This is a genomic window from Massilia sp. Bi118 (assembly GCF_918697865.1).
Taxonomy (GTDB): Bacteria; Pseudomonadota; Gammaproteobacteria; order Burkholderiales; family Burkholderiaceae_D; genus Telluria.
The window spans coordinates 1-15,254 of the sequence record NZ_CAKKMV010000035.1 but is presented as its reverse complement, the minus strand read 5'-3'; the positions used below and the strand labels follow the sequence as shown (position 1 = coordinate 15,254).

Annotated in this window: 15 protein-coding genes, 1 rRNA gene and 1 riboswitch; of the genes, 1 reads left to right on the top strand and 15 read right to left on the bottom strand. The window is 67.3% G+C overall.

The window, feature by feature from the left end; all coding sequences use genetic code 11:
* A 5S ribosomal RNA gene (rrf, locus tag LQV39_RS26125) occupies nt 1–107 on the top strand; the annotation flags it as partial.
* 51 nt (nt 108–158) lie between these two features.
* Here the strand turns inward: rrf and LQV39_RS26120 are convergent.
* The 15 genes from LQV39_RS26120 to cobT form a co-directional block, all read right to left on the bottom strand.
* Complete coding sequence (locus LQV39_RS26120; RefSeq protein ID WP_230030113.1) at nt 159–1,370, bottom strand: M20/M25/M40 family metallo-hydrolase; 1,212 nt, start codon at nt 1,368–1,370, stop codon at nt 159–161.
* Between the two features lie 70 nt (nt 1,371–1,440).
* On the bottom strand, nt 1,441–1,839 hold the full coding sequence (locus LQV39_RS26115) for a DUF2061 domain-containing protein (RefSeq protein WP_230030112.1): 399 nt from the start codon (nt 1,837–1,839) through the stop codon (nt 1,441–1,443).
* A 73-nt stretch (nt 1,840–1,912) separates the two neighbouring features.
* A complete protein-coding gene (locus LQV39_RS26110) occupies nt 1,913–3,373 on the bottom strand; it encodes a cobyric acid synthase (protein ID WP_230030111.1) in 1,461 nt (486 codons plus the stop codon).
* A complete protein-coding gene (locus tag LQV39_RS26105; RefSeq protein WP_230030110.1) occupies nt 3,370–4,251 on the bottom strand; it encodes a cobalamin-binding protein in 882 nt (293 codons plus the stop codon). The genes LQV39_RS26110 and LQV39_RS26105 overlap by 4 nt, the downstream gene beginning before the upstream one ends.
* Entirely contained in the window at nt 4,248–5,228 is a 981-nt protein-coding gene (gene cobD / locus LQV39_RS26100) for a threonine-phosphate decarboxylase CobD (protein WP_230030109.1), read from the bottom strand. The genes LQV39_RS26105 and cobD overlap by 4 nt, the downstream gene beginning before the upstream one ends.
* Nucleotides 5,221–6,177, bottom strand: a complete 957-nt coding sequence (locus LQV39_RS26095) for a CobD/CbiB family cobalamin biosynthesis protein (protein WP_230030108.1) — start codon at nt 6,175–6,177, stop codon at nt 5,221–5,223. The genes cobD and LQV39_RS26095 overlap by 8 nt, the downstream gene beginning before the upstream one ends.
* A complete protein-coding gene (cobU, locus tag LQV39_RS26090; protein WP_230030107.1) occupies nt 6,171–6,731 on the bottom strand; it encodes a bifunctional adenosylcobinamide kinase/adenosylcobinamide-phosphate guanylyltransferase in 561 nt (186 codons plus the stop codon). The genes LQV39_RS26095 and cobU overlap by 7 nt, the downstream gene beginning before the upstream one ends.
* The gene (locus LQV39_RS26085; RefSeq protein WP_230030114.1) at nt 6,728–8,026 is read right to left on the bottom strand and encodes a cobyrinate a,c-diamide synthase; all 1,299 of its coding nucleotides are present in this window, start codon (nt 8,024–8,026) and stop codon (nt 6,728–6,730) included. The genes cobU and LQV39_RS26085 overlap by 4 nt, the downstream gene beginning before the upstream one ends.
* Before the next feature lie 2 nt (nt 8,027–8,028).
* Nucleotides 8,029–8,667 carry a cob(I)yrinic acid a,c-diamide adenosyltransferase gene (cobO, locus tag LQV39_RS26080; RefSeq protein ID WP_230030106.1) on the bottom strand — a complete coding sequence of 213 codons (639 nt, stop codon included), beginning with the start codon at nt 8,665–8,667 and terminating at the stop codon, nt 8,029–8,031.
* Nucleotides 8,648–9,436 carry an ABC transporter ATP-binding protein gene (locus LQV39_RS26075; protein WP_230030105.1) on the bottom strand — a complete coding sequence of 263 codons (789 nt, stop codon included), beginning with the start codon at nt 9,434–9,436 and terminating at the stop codon, nt 8,648–8,650. Before LQV39_RS26075 ends, cobO begins: the two co-directional genes overlap by 20 nt.
* A gap of 1 nt (nt 9,437) precedes the next feature.
* Nucleotides 9,438–10,460, bottom strand: coding sequence for an iron ABC transporter permease (locus LQV39_RS26070; RefSeq protein WP_230030104.1), 1,023 nt, complete (start codon nt 10,458–10,460; stop codon nt 9,438–9,440).
* An 18-nt stretch (nt 10,461–10,478) separates the two neighbouring features.
* A complete protein-coding gene (locus tag LQV39_RS26065; RefSeq protein WP_230030103.1) occupies nt 10,479–12,329 on the bottom strand; it encodes a TonB-dependent siderophore receptor in 1,851 nt (616 codons plus the stop codon).
* Between the two features lie 69 nt (nt 12,330–12,398).
* A riboswitch (cobalamin riboswitch) is annotated at nt 12,399–12,621 on the bottom strand.
* Nucleotides 12,616–13,161: a histidine phosphatase family protein gene (locus LQV39_RS26060; protein ID WP_230030102.1), complete on the bottom strand. Its 546-nt coding sequence runs from the start codon at nt 13,159–13,161 to the stop codon at nt 12,616–12,618. Its footprint overlaps the riboswitch before it by 6 nt.
* A 3-nt stretch (nt 13,162–13,164) precedes the next feature.
* Nucleotides 13,165–13,944, bottom strand: coding sequence for an adenosylcobinamide-GDP ribazoletransferase (locus tag LQV39_RS26055; RefSeq protein ID WP_230030101.1), 780 nt, complete (start codon nt 13,942–13,944; stop codon nt 13,165–13,167).
* 8 nt (nt 13,945–13,952) lie between these two features.
* Nucleotides 13,953–14,993: a nicotinate-nucleotide--dimethylbenzimidazole phosphoribosyltransferase gene (gene cobT / locus LQV39_RS26050; RefSeq protein ID WP_230030100.1), complete on the bottom strand. Its 1,041-nt coding sequence runs from the start codon at nt 14,991–14,993 to the stop codon at nt 13,953–13,955.
* Nucleotides 14,994–15,254 lie beyond the last annotated feature (261 nt).

Here is a 15,254-nt window from a genome sequence, read left to right as displayed (position 1 = left end):
GACCATAGCAAGTCGGTACCACCCCTTCCCATCCCGAACAGGACCGTGAAACGACTTTGCGCCGATGATAGTGCTGCAACCAGTGTGAAAGTAGGTTATCGTCAGGCTAATTATTAAGCAGAGCCCGCTCAGTCAACACTGAGCGGGCTTTTTGCTTTTCAGTCGCTCCCCAATTCAATCGCAAACGCAGCAGCCAGCCGCGCAAACTTCAAGGTATGCGTCGCTTGCCCGCCCGAGTTGGCGAAGGTGTCCTTCGCGGTGTGGATGGCGGGGTTATCCCGTGCAAAACTCGCTTCGAAGGGCATCGAGGTCGGAAAACCCAAAGCCTGCCAGCTCGCATGGTCCGAGCACGCATAACCGCATTTGTCGTACCCCACCTTCAAGTCCGGCAGATAGGCCGAGACCAGCTGTGCCAGGAATGCGTTCTGCTCGCTGTCGGTGTAATCGGTGAATATATAAATGTCGTTCGCAGCGCCTTTGTAATTCGTCATGTCGAGCTGCAGCACACCCACGACCGCGCTATTCGCCTGCTTGAAAGCGCGTGCGATATCCTGCGAACCCCGCAGTCCCACTTCTTCCGCGGCATAAGCGACCAGATGGATGCTGCGTTTCGGCCGGTATCCCAGTTCGAGCATGGAACGCAGCGCTTCCGTCAGGCTGGCAACGCCGGACGCATCGTCATCCGCGCCGGGCGCAATCGCCGTATCGCTCATCCTCGACACCAGGATGGAATCCAGGTGGGCGCCCAGCACGATGCTCTCATTCGGCTTGTCGCTGCCGGCGATGCGCAGCACGACCGATTTTTGCGGATAGGCGGCATGCGTGAACTGCTCCACCGTGATATCCGGCCGCCCTTTGGCCATCTCGCTCCAGGTCGCGGCCAGCCAGTTCGAAGCGTCGACGCCCGATTGGCTCTTGTAATACCGGTTGGGAAAGGCCGACAGGCTGAGGATGGTCTGCTCGATGTTCTTGTCGCCCATCCGCGCAAGCACCGGCTCGACCAAGTCGCGATTGTCGATGAGATAGGAAGGCGAGGGGCCTGTTGCGACCGAGGCCCGCAATGCCGCTCGCGCCTCCGCTTCCGTTTTGTGAAGCATGAATCCGCCGCATTGTCGCAGGCGTTGGTGAATCGCGTCGGCGATGGTCTCGAGCCTGGATTCGCTGACGCGCACCGCGTGGATCTTTTGCCCGCCGCCGGCAAGCTGGCGGGATTCGACCGAAGCGATGCCGGGAACTAGCTCCCGCACCTGGACAAACGCCGCATCGCCCATGGTGATCCAGGCTGTCTTTTCCGGCGCGGAAGAGACGGTGGGAGGCAGGCCAAGGGCCAGTACAGCCGCAAGTCCAGACAGGTAAGGATGGCTCTTCATAGACTTTCCTCTTGGCACGAGAAGAGAAAAGCCTAGCATGTGGCGGGAAGCGCCACTTTGACGCCGACGATTACACAGCTTGTGCCTGCCAACCCAGCTGCAGCTTGTCCCAGGCACGGTCATGCAGCGGCATCAACACCACATTGCAGACCGGCTCCAGCACCGCCGCGAATCCACCCAAGGCCAGCGATCCGGTCGCGCAATACAACACCCCGAACGCGACGCCCATGTGCATGCATGTCAGGCTGAGCTTCTCCAAGGTCAGCAGCAGATACCGCCGCTGCCCACTGGCGCCATGCAGCTTGCGATGCCAGGCCCGTTCATGAAAGGGCACCAGCATCACATTCAACAGCGGCTCGACCAGCACCGCCAGCCCGCCCAGGGCCATCGAGCCGGTCACCGCGTACGCAATCGCGAACCCGATTGCAAGGTGGGTAATTACCTGACTGCCTTTACGTGCCACTGCCATATGCAAACCTTGTCGCTCTCAACCATGCAGTGAATGATATCGATTTGCATTTGATCAGTAAAATCGATAAGTTTTAGCGGGACGATTGGAGAATTCTATCGAGTAGCAACGCGCTCGCATCGGCGATGCGGTCCAGGCTCGCTTCGCGCAGCGCCGCGGCATCGACCGCGTGCTCGCTGTGCAGCCCGGCCCAACGCAGCAGCGCCTTGCAGGCGGAGGCCTTGTCGAACATCCCGTGCAGATAGCTGCCCAGCACCTGGCCATCGTCCGAGCACGCGCCTTCGGGTCGGCCGTCGATCTCGAAGGCCGGCCGTGCCAGTGCAGCACCGCTCGACACGCCCATGTGGATCTCGTACCCGTCTACCGCCGCACCGTCCGACAAAGCATCGAAGACACAGCATCCGCTGACCTGGGCCAAGCGCTTTTCAAGCGTCAGCGTGGTCGCCAGTTCGAGCAGGCCGAGCGCCTCGGATCGTCCGGCCGCACCTTCGACGCCATCCGGATCGTCGACGAAGCGCCCCAGCATTTGAAAGCCGCCGCAGATGCCGATCACCTTGCCGCCATAGCGCAGATGCCGATGAATCGCGTCCTTCCAGCCTTGCCGCAGCAGCCAGTCCAGATCCGCGCGGGTGTTCTTGCTGCCGGGGAGGAGGATCAGGTCGGCGCCCGGAATCGCCTCGCCTTCGCGCACGAAGCACAGGTCGACCTCGGGATGCGCGCGCAGCGGATCGAAGTCGGTGTGATTGCTCATGCGCGGATAACTCGGCACCACCACGCGGAACTTGCCTTCGCGCGGCGTCACGCTCTGCACCGCGTCCTCCGCATCCAGGTAAAGCCCGTGCAGATAAGGCAGCACGGCCAGCACCGGCTTGCCGGTTTCGCGTTCGAGCCAGTCCAGGCCCGGTTCGAGCAGCTTGATATCGCCGCGGAAGCGGTTGATCACGAAGCCGACGATGCGATTGCGCTCGCTCTCCGACAGGCAGGCGAGGGTGCCGACGAAGTGGGCGAACACGCCGCCGCGGTCGATGTCGGCCACCAGCACGACCGGGCAGTCGACCGCCTCGGCAAAGCCCATGTTGGCGATGTCGCGGTCGCGCAGGTTGATCTCGGCCGGGCTGCCCGCGCCTTCGACGATGACGGTCTCGTACTGCGCCAGCAGGCGCGCATGCGATTCCAGCACCGCGGCCATCGCCACCGTCTTGTACTGGTGGTAGTCGCGCGCGTTCATCTCCGCGCGCACGCGGCCGTGGATGATGACCTGGGCGCCGATGTCGCTCGAGGGTTTCAGGAGCACCGGATTGAAATCCGTATGCGGCTCGACGCCGGCGGCGATCGCCTGCAGCGCCTGGGCGCGCCCGATCTCGCCGCCGTCCCGCGTCACCGCACTGTTGAGCGCCATGTTCTGCGGCTTGAACGGCGCCACCTTGACGCCCGCGCGCTTCAGGAGACGGCAAAGCGCGGCGACCACCGTGCTCTTGCCTGCATCGGAGGTCGTCCCCTGCACCATCAGGGTCCGGTAGGGGAAGGGCCTCATTTACTGCGGTGCTGGCGCGCCAGTTCCAGCTTCTCGCACAGCATCGCGGCCCCTTGAATCATGCGCGGGCCCGAGCGGTTCAGCAGGTTGCCGTCGATGGTGAACAGGTTATCGTTGCGTACCGCCAGCAGCGTGCCGTAGGGCTTCCACATGCTGACGCCGCCGTAGTTCTTCTCGGCCGTGGCGAAGATCGCTTCCGGGTTCTCCTGCAGGACGCCTTCCACACTGACGACCGGCGCCGTCACCTGCAGCTTCGCGAAGATGTTCTCGCCGCCGCAGAGGTGCAGCGCATCGGTGATGATGTGTTTTCCGCTCAGGGTGTACAGCGGCTTATCCCAGACCTGGTAGAAGGCGCGCACCAGCGGGCGGTTGGCATAGCGGCCGCGCAGGCTGCCCAGCTGCTGGCGCAGCGCCTCGGCGGCCGGGTTGGCGGCCTTCCCGGTGCCCATCAGCTGCCCGAGCGTGGCGATGCTTTCCGGGATATCGTCGAGCTTCTTCGGCTCGCTGTGGAACAGGGGGACGCCGAGTTTACGCACCATGTCGATCTGGCGTTCGGAACTGCCATGGCGCCAGACCACGATCAGGTCGGGTTTCAGGGCCATGATGCGCTCCAGGTCGACCTCGCGGTTGGAGCCGATCTGCGGGATCTTCTTCGCCTCTTCCGGGAAGTCGCTGTAGGCCACCACCCCGACCACGTGGCTCCCGCCGCCGGCCGCGAACAGCAGTTCGGTGACGTGCGGCGCCAGCGAGATCACGCGCTGCGCCGGCTTTTGCAGGGTCACGGTGTTGCCGTCGTCGTCCTTCACGGTGACGGCGGCCTGCGCCTGGGCTGCCGCCAGCGCGGCGCTCAATACGATCAGTGCTTTCGATGTCTTCATCGCTTGGTCCATTCTTGTAGTGCGTGTTCGATGCGGTCCCAGTCCTGCTCCCGACCTGGGAGACCGAGGCGGATGCCGCGTGCGGCCTGCGGGAACAGGCGCACCCAGATCGCGCGGCGCGCCATGTGTTCGTGAAATTCCTCGGGGCGGGGCTCGGGCCACCAGTGAAACAGCGGCGTGCCCGAGGCCCGGACGCCGTGAGCGGCCAGCATGCCGCGCAGCCGGGCGCCGTCGCGCGCCAGCCGCGCCTGCGCCGCCTGCTGCCAGGCTGTATCGCGCAGCGCCGCCAATGCGACGTGCTGGGCCGGACCGCTGACAGTCCACGGGCCGAGGGCATCGGCCAGCGCCGCCAGCAGCGCGCGGTCGGCCGCCACGAAGCCCAGCCGCAGCCCGGCCAGGCCGAAGAACTTGCCGACCGAGCGCAGGACGACCAGCCCCGGCGTGCCGGCATGGGCGGCGACGCTCAGCGCGGGTGCGGTGTCGCCGAAGGCTTCGTCAACGACCAGCCAGCCGCCGCGCGCGCCCAGTTCGGCGGCCCAGCGCAGCAGCAGGTTCGGCGCGATCTGCTCGCCGGTCGGATTGTTCGGATTGCAGACCACGACCACGTCGCTGCTGCCTACCGCCGCTTCCAGCATGGGGTAGCCGATCTGGCGCAGCGCGTGACCGTGCTGCGCCCAGTGGTGGGCATGCTCGGCATACGAGGGCGCGGCCACCGTCACCCGCGAGGGTGGGCGCAGGCGCGGCAGGGCCTGGATCGCGGCCTGGGTGCCGGCCACCGGCAGCAGCGCGCGGGCGCCGTACCAGGCGCAGGCGGCTTCGGTCAGCGCCGGATCCGCTTCCGGCAGCCGGTGCCAGGCATCCTGCGGCAGCGGCGGCGCGGGATAGCCGAGCGGGTTGATCCCGGTCGAGAGGTCGATCCAGCCGTCGCCGCCGTAAAGACGCTGCGCATCGCGCAGATTGCCGCCGTGTTCAAGCATGGCGAACTCCGGTCAGGTAGAACGTGGCGCCGGCAGCGAGCGCCAGGCTAGTCCACAACAGGGCCGTATGGAAGACCAGGCGCCAGGCGCGCCGGATATCGCCCGCCGCGGCGGCCGGGCCGATGCCCAGCACGGGCCGCTGCTCGACTTCGCCTTCGTAAATCGCGGCGCCGCCCAGGCTGATGCCGAGCGCGCCGGCGCCGCTGGCCATCACCGGGCCGGCGTTCGGGCTGCTCCAGGCAGGGGCCTGCACACGCCAGCAACGCAGCGCACGCAGCCGGCCGCCGGGCGACAGCAAGGCATAGGACAGCGCGGTCAGGCGCGCCGGCAGGTAGTTCAGCACATCGTCGATGCGCGCCGCCACGCGGCCGAACAGATTGAAGCGCGCGTTCCGGTAACCCCACATCGCATCCAGGGTATTCGCCAGGCGGAACAGCAGGGCGCCGGCGCCGCCAGCGAGCAGGAAGCAGAACAGGGTGCCGAACACGGCGTCGTTGCCATTCTCGAGCAGCGACTCGGCGCCGGCCTTGGCCAGGTCGGCTTCGCCCGCATGGGTGGTGTCGCGGCTGACGATGCGCGAGGTCAGCCAGCGCGCACGCGACAGGTCGCCATCCGCCAGCGCCTCATGGATGGGCAGGGTGTGGTCGCGCAGGCTGCGCAGGCCGAGACAGAGGTAAAGCATCAGCGTGTGCGCGGCCAGCCCCGTTGCGCCGCCGGACCCGCACAGCCATGCCGCGAGAAAGCTCAGGGGCAGCACCGCCAGCATCCAGGCCAGCGCGCCGCGTGCGATGCGCCAGCTTCCCTTGTTCAGCCGCCGCTCCAGCCACTGCGCCAGCCGGCCGAAGCCGACAAGCGGATGCCAGCACCGCGCCTCGCCCAGCATCAGGTCGAGCAGGACGCCGGCCGCCAGCAGCAGCGCAAGCGTCAGCGGCGGCAGTCCGCTCAGCACGGCGCGCCCTTCAGGGCCAGAGGCAGGCCGGCGGCGACGAACAGCACGCGTTCGCAGCGTGCCGCCACATCCTGGTTCAGGCGGCCCGCTTCGTCCACAAAAGTGCGCGAGACGGCGCCGACCGGCACGATGCCCATGCCGACTTCGTTCGATACGAAGATCACCTCACCGGCCGCCGGCTCGTCCAGCCAGGCCAGCAGGTCGGAACGTTCCCAGCTGAGCAGCGGCGGCAACTCGACCGCGCCGACTTCCGGGTAGGCGCGGTCCGAGGAAAACAGCAGGTTGCTGAGCCACAGGGTCAGGCAGTCGACCAGCACGACGCGCTCCGGCGCGCACAGGCGGCGCAAGGTCTTTGCCAACGCGGTCGCTTCCTCCACGGTTTGCCACTCGACCGGGCGGCGCTCGCGATGGTGGGCGATGCGCGCCGCCATCTCGGTGTCGCCGGCTTGCGAGGTCGCGAGATAGATCACCTCCTTGCCCGATTCGCGCGCCAGGCGCTCGGCCAGGGCGCTCTTGCCGGAACGGGCGCCGCCGAAGACCAGGGTGCGGCTCATGCTGTCCCTTTCGCGAACAGGCTGGCGGTAGCCCGCGGATTCGAAGCGAAGAAGCTGTGGAAATAGGTGGCCGTCAGCGAACCAAGCCGGTACACCGCTTCGCCCTGCGCGCCGGAAGGATGCTTGACCGTGTGCGCAACCGGCGCCAGGCCGGTGTCGAGGTGCGAGTAGTGGAAGGTGTGGCCGCGCATCTCGCCGGCCGCGGTGGGCATGCCCTGGGAGCCGAGACCGGCCAGGCGCTGCTGCATGAACACCTGCCCCGGCAGCAGGGCGGGCATGGTGAAACAATGGCCTTCCTTGTCGGTGATGGATTCGGCCACTGCCATCATGCCGCCGCATTCGGCCAGGATCGGCAGGCCGGCGGTGTGCGCTGCGCGGATCGAGTCGCGCCAGTGCGCCGCCTTCGACAGCGCTTTCATGTGCAGCTCCGGATAGCCGCCCGGCAGCCAGACCGCGTCGGCGCCGGCGGGTACCGGCTGGTCGGCGAGCGGCGAGAAGAAGGCCAGCTGCGCGCCGAGCTGCTGCAGCACGTCGAGGTTGGCGGCATAGATGAAGCAGAAGGCAGCGTCGCGCGCGACCGCCACCGTTTTCCCTGCCAGCAGCGGCGGGATGGGCTGGTCCGGCGCAGCGTGATCGGGCAGGCGCGGCGCGATCGCCTGCCAGGCCGAGGTGTCCAGGTGCAGCTGGTCGGCCAGCTCGTCGAGGATGGCGTCGATGTCGTCGACTTCGGCGGGCAGCACCAGGCCCAGGTGGCGTTCGGGCAGTGTTCTTACCTGCTTCGGCAGGCTCGCCAGCAGCGGAATGCCGCGCAGCGAGGTGGCGACCATCTGGCGGTGTCCCTCGCTGGCCACGCGGTTGGCGACCACGCCGGCCATCTGCACCGGGCCGTAGTCGCGCAAGCCCTGTACCACCGCGCCGGCGGTCTGCGCCATGGCGGCGGCGTCGATCACGGCCAGCACCGGAATGTCGAAGGCGCGCGAGAGGTCGGCGGCCGATGGATTGCCGTCGTACAGGCCCATCACGCCTTCGATCAGGACCACGTCGGCGTCGCGTGCGGCCTGCGCCAGGCGGCGTCGGCAGGCTTCCAGGCCGACCATCCACAGGTCGAGCGTGTGCACCTTCGAGCCGCAGGCGCGTTCGAGCAGCATCGGGTCGATGAAGTCGGGGCCGCACTTGAACACCCGCACGCGCTGGCCCTGGCGCACCAGGCCGCGCGCGAGGGCCGCGGTGATCGTGGTCTTGCCCTGGCCGGAAGCGGTGGCCGCCACCAGCAGCATGCGTGCGCCGGGATGCATCATCACCACTCCGTACCGGCTTGCGCCGCGATGCCCGCCTTGAAGGCGTGCTTGACAACGTTCATTTCGGTGACGGTGTCCGCCACCTCGATCAGTTCGGACGGCGCCGCGCGCCCCGTCACCACCACATGTTGCATGGCCGGGCGCTCGAGCAGGTCGGCGATCACCGTATGCACGTCCAGGTAGCGGTATTTCAGCGCGATGTTCAGCTCATCGAGCACCACCAGGCCGACGTCCGGGTCGGCCAGGAAGCGCTTCGCCTGCTGCCAGGCTTCCTCGGCTTTGGCGATGTCGCGCTCGCGGTTCTGGGTTTCCCAGGTATAGCCTTCGCCCATCGCATGGAAGGAGACTTCATCCGGGAAGCGGCGCAGGAATTGCTCTTCGCCGGTCGACATCGCGCCCTTGATGAACTGGACCACGCCCACCTTCATGCCGTGGCCGAGCGAACGTACCGCCATGCCGAAGGCGCTCGAGCTCTTGCCCTTGCCGTTGCCGGTGTTGACGATGATGATGCCGATCTTCTTGTCGGCCGCCGCGATTTTTGCGTCGATCACGGCCTTCTTGCGCTCCATGCGCTGGCGGTGGCGCTCGTTCAGTGCCGCAGTGTCGGAAACAGTGTCTTCAGGCGTCATGGTGTTCATGGTGGTTCTCGAAAGGGATGAAGATGCGGCGGCCGCCGTGCTCGATCATCTCGATCGGATGGCCGAGGTAGTCGCCCAGCAGCGCCGGCTGCATCACCTGCGCGACCGGACCGGCCAGCCAGCCGCCGTCCCCGCGCAGCAGCAGGGCGTGGGTGGAGATGCTGTGCGCCAGGTTGAGGTCGTGGCCGATCATGACCACCGTCTTGCGCTCGCGCCGGCACAGGCGTGCGAGGAGTCCGGTGACGCTCACCTGGTGCGCCAGGTCGAGTGCATTCGCCGGCTCGTCGAGCAGCAGCAGCGGCGTGTCCTGGGCCAGCAGCGCGGCGATCGCAACCCGCTGGCGCTCGCCGCCGGACAGGGTGCGCACGTCGCGCGTTGCCAAATGCTCGACTTCCATCGCCGCCAGCGCCTGCAGCGCCGCCTGGTGGTCGTCGCTGCCTTCCCAGTAGCGGTTGCCGTGGTAGGGATGGCGGGCGGACAGTACGGTGTCGATCGCGCTGTAGGCGAAGGCGTCGGTGCGCGACTGCGCCAGGTAGGCCCGCTGGCGCGCCAGCTCCTCCAGCGGCCAGTCGTCCAGGCTTCTGCCGCCCAGCCTGACCTCGCCCTGGTTCGCGCTTCGCAGTCCGGCCAGGGTGCGCAGCAGGGTGCTCTTGCCGGCGCCGTTGCGGCCGATGATGCTCCAGCATTCGCCGGCCTGCACGGTCCAGTCGAGATCCCGCACCAGCGTGCGTTCGGCAACCTGCAGCGTGAGTTGTGTTGTCGCTATCATCTTATTTGCGGAGCTGGTGCAGTTGGTACAGGAAGACCGGCGCGCCGATCAGCGCCGTAATGGCGCCCACCGGCAGCTGGGTCGGCGCAATCACGGTGCGCGCCAGGGTGTCGCACAGGACCAGGAAGCTGCCGCCCAACAGCACGGCCGAGGGAATCAGCACGCGGTGGTCCGGGCCGAAGGCGAAGCGGCAGGCATGTGGCACGATCAGGCCGACAAAGCCGATCGAACCGGCGTTCGTCACCGCGCTGGCGGTCAGCACGCCGGACACGAAGAACAGGCCCTTGCGCAGGCGGCCGACTTCGATGCCGAGCGTGCGCGCAGTGTCGGCATGCAGGGCCAGCACGTTCATCGCACGCGCATTGCGCACGGCGAAGGCGAGTCCGCCGGCCAGCACCAGCCAGGGCAGCAGGCGCAGCGGCGTGCCGGCCAGGTCGCCGATCATCCAGAACACCATGTTGCGCAGCGCGCCTTCCGGTGCGATCGACAGCATCAGCGTCACCAGGGCCATGCAGAAGGACATCAGGATCACGCCGGTCAGCAGCAGGGTCGAGGTGCCGCCTTCGGCCGCCACGCCGCCGCGGATGTCGCGCCGCGCCAATAGATACAGCAGCATCGACACCGCCACCGCGCCGGCCAGCGCGGCGCCATCGACCACCACTGCCGTGCACATCATCAGCAATGCGAACAGGGCGCCGACCGAGGCGCCGGCCGAGATCCCCAGCACATAAGGATCGGCCAGCGGATTGCGCAGCAGGGCCTGCATCATGACGCCGGCCAGGGCCAGCCCACCGCCGGTGACGAAAGCCGTCAGCGCCCGTCCGCCACGCAGCGCGAGCAGCGAGGCGGCGAGCGAATCCTGGCGGCCGTGCAGCACCTGGCCCACCGCATCCGGCAGCTCCGCCAGCGCGACCGTGACCGAGCCCGTGACGCCGGAAAACAGCAGGCAGGCGAGAGCGGCAAGCAGGAGTGTGCCGACGATCATGGTGGTGCGCTGGCGCGCGGCCTGATGGAATGGATGCATGCTGGTCTGAAGAGTGAATTAACGGATCCCGTAGCGCAGCGCGGCGAACCAGCTGCGTCCGGCCGTGCCGTAATGTCGCGCCAGCTCGTAGCGCTTGTCGAGCGCATTATCGAGGCGCAGCAGCAGCGACCAGTCGGACGTGAACCGCCATGTAGTGTACAGGTTCAGCAGGCTGTAGCCACCCAGGCGGTTGGCATTCGCCGCGTCGTCGAAGCGGCTGTCCGATGCTTGCAGCTCGGCGCCGAGATCGAAGCGGTCGACGGCATACCCGGCCGTCAGGCTGGCGTGGCGGCGCGAACGGCGGGCCAGCTGCTTGCCGGTGGTCTCGTCGCGCGGATCCTGCAGGTCGGCGCTGGCGCGCAAATCGATGCCGTACGCACGCGTATCAAGCGACATCGTCAGGCCTTCGAGCAGGGCGCGATTGACGTTGTAGGCGCAGCTGCCGGTGCGGCTGGGGCAGGGATTGAGCGTCACCAGCATGTCGGTCAGGCGGTTGCGGTAGTAGTTCGCCTGCAGCTCGGCGCCGGCGACCCGGTAGCGCAGGCCGGCCTCGAGATTGCGGCCCTGTTCCGGCTTGTTGGTGGGGAGGCCGTAGCCCGGGTAGTACAGCTCGTTGTAGGTCGGCGCGCGGAAGCTGGTGCCGACGCTGGCGGTGGCGCGCAAGTCCCTGCTGAATTCGTAGCCGTAGCCGGCCGCGCCGGTGGTCTTGCCGCCGTAGACCGAATGGTCCCTGCGCAGGCTGAGGTCGAGCAGGTGGCTGCCGCGGCGCAGGTCATAGGCCGCCGCCACCGAGTTAGTGATGCGCGAACGGTTCAGGGCGGTGCTGGAGCTGGACAGCACTTCCTCCCTGCGGTGGCCGAGCAGGACCTGCAGGGTGTCGCCGTTCAGGTCGAAGGTATTCTGCCAGGTGAATTCGGTCTGGCGGGTATCGATCTGGTTGGCGCCGCTGGCGGCCGCGTTGGTGAAGCTGCCCAGCCGGTCGTTGGAACGGGCAGCCTGCAGGCTGCTGCGCCAGTCGGGCAGGATGCTGTCGTTCAGGAATACGGCGTAGCTGTCGATGTCCTGTTCGTTGTGGGTGTCGTAGCTGGCCGCGCCGCTGTCGTACTGTGCGCGCAGGCGGCTCTTCAGGAATTGCGCGCCCGCTTCATGCCCCGGTGCGAGCTGCACGGCCACGCGGCCGTTCACGCTGTTGCGCGCGTAGCCGTCATCATCCTTGTTGTAGCTCGAGGAGCCGGGGCGGGTGCTGGAAAAGCCGTCGGCGTCTTCGCGGGCGGCACTGAGCGCATAGCTGACGCTGTGGTCGCCGCCGGTCGCGCCGTGCACCCCGGCGTCGTATTGACGGCTGGCGTAGCTGCCGGCGCCGGCGCTGGCGCTGAAGGCCGGCGTCCCTTCGCTCTTCCTGGTGAAGATCTGTACGACGCCGCCGATCGCGTCGGCGCCGTACAGGGCGCTGAGCGGGCCGTAGACGATCTCGATGTGATCGATGCTCGACAGCGGGATGGCATTCCAGCTGGCCGCGCCGGTGGTCGAGGAGCCGATGCGCACGCCGTCGATCAGGACCACGACCTGGTTGCTGTTGGCGCCGCGCAGGAACACGCTGGTGCTGGCGCCCGGACCGCCGTTGCGCACGATCTCGACGCCGCGCTGGCGACGCAGCAGGTCGGCGACGGAACCGGCGCCGGCGCGCGCGATCTCTTCACTGGTGATGACGCTCGTATCCGGTATCACCTCGTCGGCGCGCTGCGGCGTGCGGGTGGCGGTGACCACCACGCTGTCGATGGCCGGATCGGCGAAGGCGGGGATGAAAGGCGTAGCAAGGGTAATGGCGAGCAGGGGCGCGGCCGCCTGCCGTGAAACGGAAAAACGCATGATGATTTACTTTCGTGGACAACCGGCCGACGTCCCCGTAGGCCAGATTGAACAGAAGCGCGGGCAAGCCGCACGCTTCCACCTTTTGGCCGGTATCCGGGCTGGCAAGTGTGGCCGTCTGACCTTCCCATGCTTGCGCACAGTGGTATGAGAAGACGGTTGCCGCATGCATCTGCGGCACTTGCTTACCGTTGCGGGGGCAGCACGCGTTGGCTCGATCGAAGAGCTTCGCGTTTCCCGTTTAACTGCGCCTGAGGACTCAGGCGCGAGCACCAAAACGCCGACATTATACGTCGAGCATCACCAGCTCGCCATAAGCGATGCGATGCGGGGTGCCGGCGGCGTCGAGCGCGGCCTGTTCGAGCGTCACGCCGTCGCGCATGGCGCTGAGCAGCCGGATCGTGCCGGCATGGCCGACCAGCAGCGCCTGCGCATGACCGGCCAGGCGCAGATCGCCGAGGAAGGCAGCCACGCGCTGCGCGACCTCGAGCACGCATTCGGCGCCGCCTGGGCGGTAGTGGAGCAGGTCGGCGCTCCAGGCGTCCACTTCCTGGCGCGGGATGGCATCCCAGGACTGCATCTCCCAGCGGCCGAAGTCCATCTCGGCCAGGCGCGCATCGAAGCTTGGGTTGGCTGGTCCCAGTCGATGCGCGAGCAAGGCGCAGCGCTGCAGAGGGCTGGAGTAAAGAGGAAGGTCGCCGGGCAGGCCTGCTGCGCGCAAGCTCGCATGTACGCACGCGACTTCGGCTTCCGCGACCGTGACGTCGCTGGCGCCGTAGCACAGGCCGGGCGCGACCTCCGGTTGCGGGTGACGGACCAGGTAGAGCTTCACGGCTCAGGACCAGGCGCCGTGGCCGAGCGTGGCCAATACGCCGATATAGATGAAGACTTCGGCCAGCTGCTGTACCGCGCCCAGGCAGTCGCCGGTGTAGCCGCCGAGGCGGGTCTGCAGTTTGCGTCCCATCCAGACGGCGGCCAACAGGGCCGCGAGCAGCGCCGCCAGCAGCACTTCAAGCCCGATCCAGCCCATCATCAACAGGAACGGCGCCGGCAGCAGCGCGGTGAGGGCGGCGATCGCGAATTCGGTGGACGTCATCTGCTGGGCGAGCGGCTTGGCCTTGCCTTCGCCGCGCACGTACTCCAGCTTCCAGATCAGCGAGGCCGCGGCCAGGCGCGAGAGCGGATGCGCCAGGAACAACGCGGCGACAGCCACGCGCGGCGGCAGCATCGCCAGCACAGTCAGCTTCGCGGCCAGCATGCAGACGATGCCGATCGCACCGTAGGCGCCGACGCGTGAATCCTTCATGATCTCCAGCACGCGCTCGCGCGTCATGCCGCCGCCCAGGCCATCGCAGGTATCGGCGAAACCGTCTTCGTGGAAGGCGCCGGTCAGGTAGATCGAGGCCGCCGTCGACAGCACGGCGGCGACCGGCGCCGGCAGCACCAGGGCAGCCGCATAGTAGACGGCGGCGGCGATGACCGCCACGACGCAGCCGACCAGCGGAAAGTAGCGCGAAGCATGCTGCAGCCAGCTGGCTTCGAAGCCGACCCAGGACGGGATCGGCAGGCGCGTGAAGAACTGCAGCGCGATGAAGAAGAGGCGGAGTTGCTGCATTGCTGTCTTTACGCGGCTTCCGACTTTTCGCTGACGCTGGCGGAGGAGAAGGTCGCCATCTGGTTCAGGAAGTTGGCGGCCGCATGCAGCAGCGGCAGCGCGAGCGCGGCGCCGGTGCCTTCGCCGAGCCGCATGCCCAGCTGGAGCAACGGACGCGCGCCGAGCTGCTCCAGCATGCGGCGGTGGCCGGCTTCATCGGAGCAGTGCGCGAACACGCAGTAGTCGAGGACGGCGGGCGAAAGGCGGCTGGCGGCCAGCATCGCGGCCGTGACGATGAAGCCGTCGATCAGCAGGGTCTTGCGCATGGCCGCGGCCTTGAGCATGGCGCCGGCCATCATCGCGATCTCGAAGCCGCCGAAGGTAGCCAGGACCTCGAGCGGATCGCTGACGCCGGCATGACGTGCGACGGCCGCTTCGATCACGCGCTGCTTGCGCAGCACACCTTCCGGCGACAGGCCGGTGCCGGCGCCGACGCAGTCCGCCACCGGGATGCCGGCCAGCTTGTGCATCAGCGCCGCCGCGGCGGTCGTATTCCCGATGCCCATCTCGCCGAAGCCGACCACATTGCCCGGCAAGCCGGCGACCAGCGCGGCGCCGTGTTCCATCGCGGTAGCGCACTGCTGCGCCGTCATCGCCGGCTCCTGCGCGAAATTGCGGGTGCCGTGGGCGAGCTTGCGGTCGAGGAGGCCGGGGCGCGGGCCGAAGTCGTGGTTCACGCCAGCGTCGACTACATATAGGCAGGCGCCGTTCTGGCGTGCGAACACATTGATGGCCGCACCGTCGGCGAGGAAATTCTCGACCATCTGCCAGGTGACGTCCTGCGGGAAGGCGGAGATGCCTTCGGCGACCACGCCGTGATCGCCCGCGAACACGAGGATGGCCGGCTGCGCGACCGAAACCGCGACCGTCTGCTGGATCAGGCCGAGCTGCTTCGCCAGGGTTTCGAGTGCGCCCAGGCTGCCGAGCGGCTTGGTCTTGTTATTGATCGCCTGATCGAGCTGGGCGGCGAGCGCGGGATTCGCAATGGCGGCGATGATGAGCGGTCGCATGCTGGTTCCGGAAGTGATAAAAGCGGCAAAGATAGCATACGGGCAAGCGTTGCAGACTGCGTGTCTGTTTGCTATAGTTCGCGTCCTGCTTCGGCGGCGCACGAAAAAACTCTCTCAAACGAGTGTGCACTGTTGAAAAGGATGAGTTGACGAGTCAAGCGAAACACTGCATAATCTCACTTCTCTGCTGCTGACGAACACAACGATTCGCAGAATGCAGCAAGGCAGTACCGAATACGATCTTTAACAATCAACAGTCGA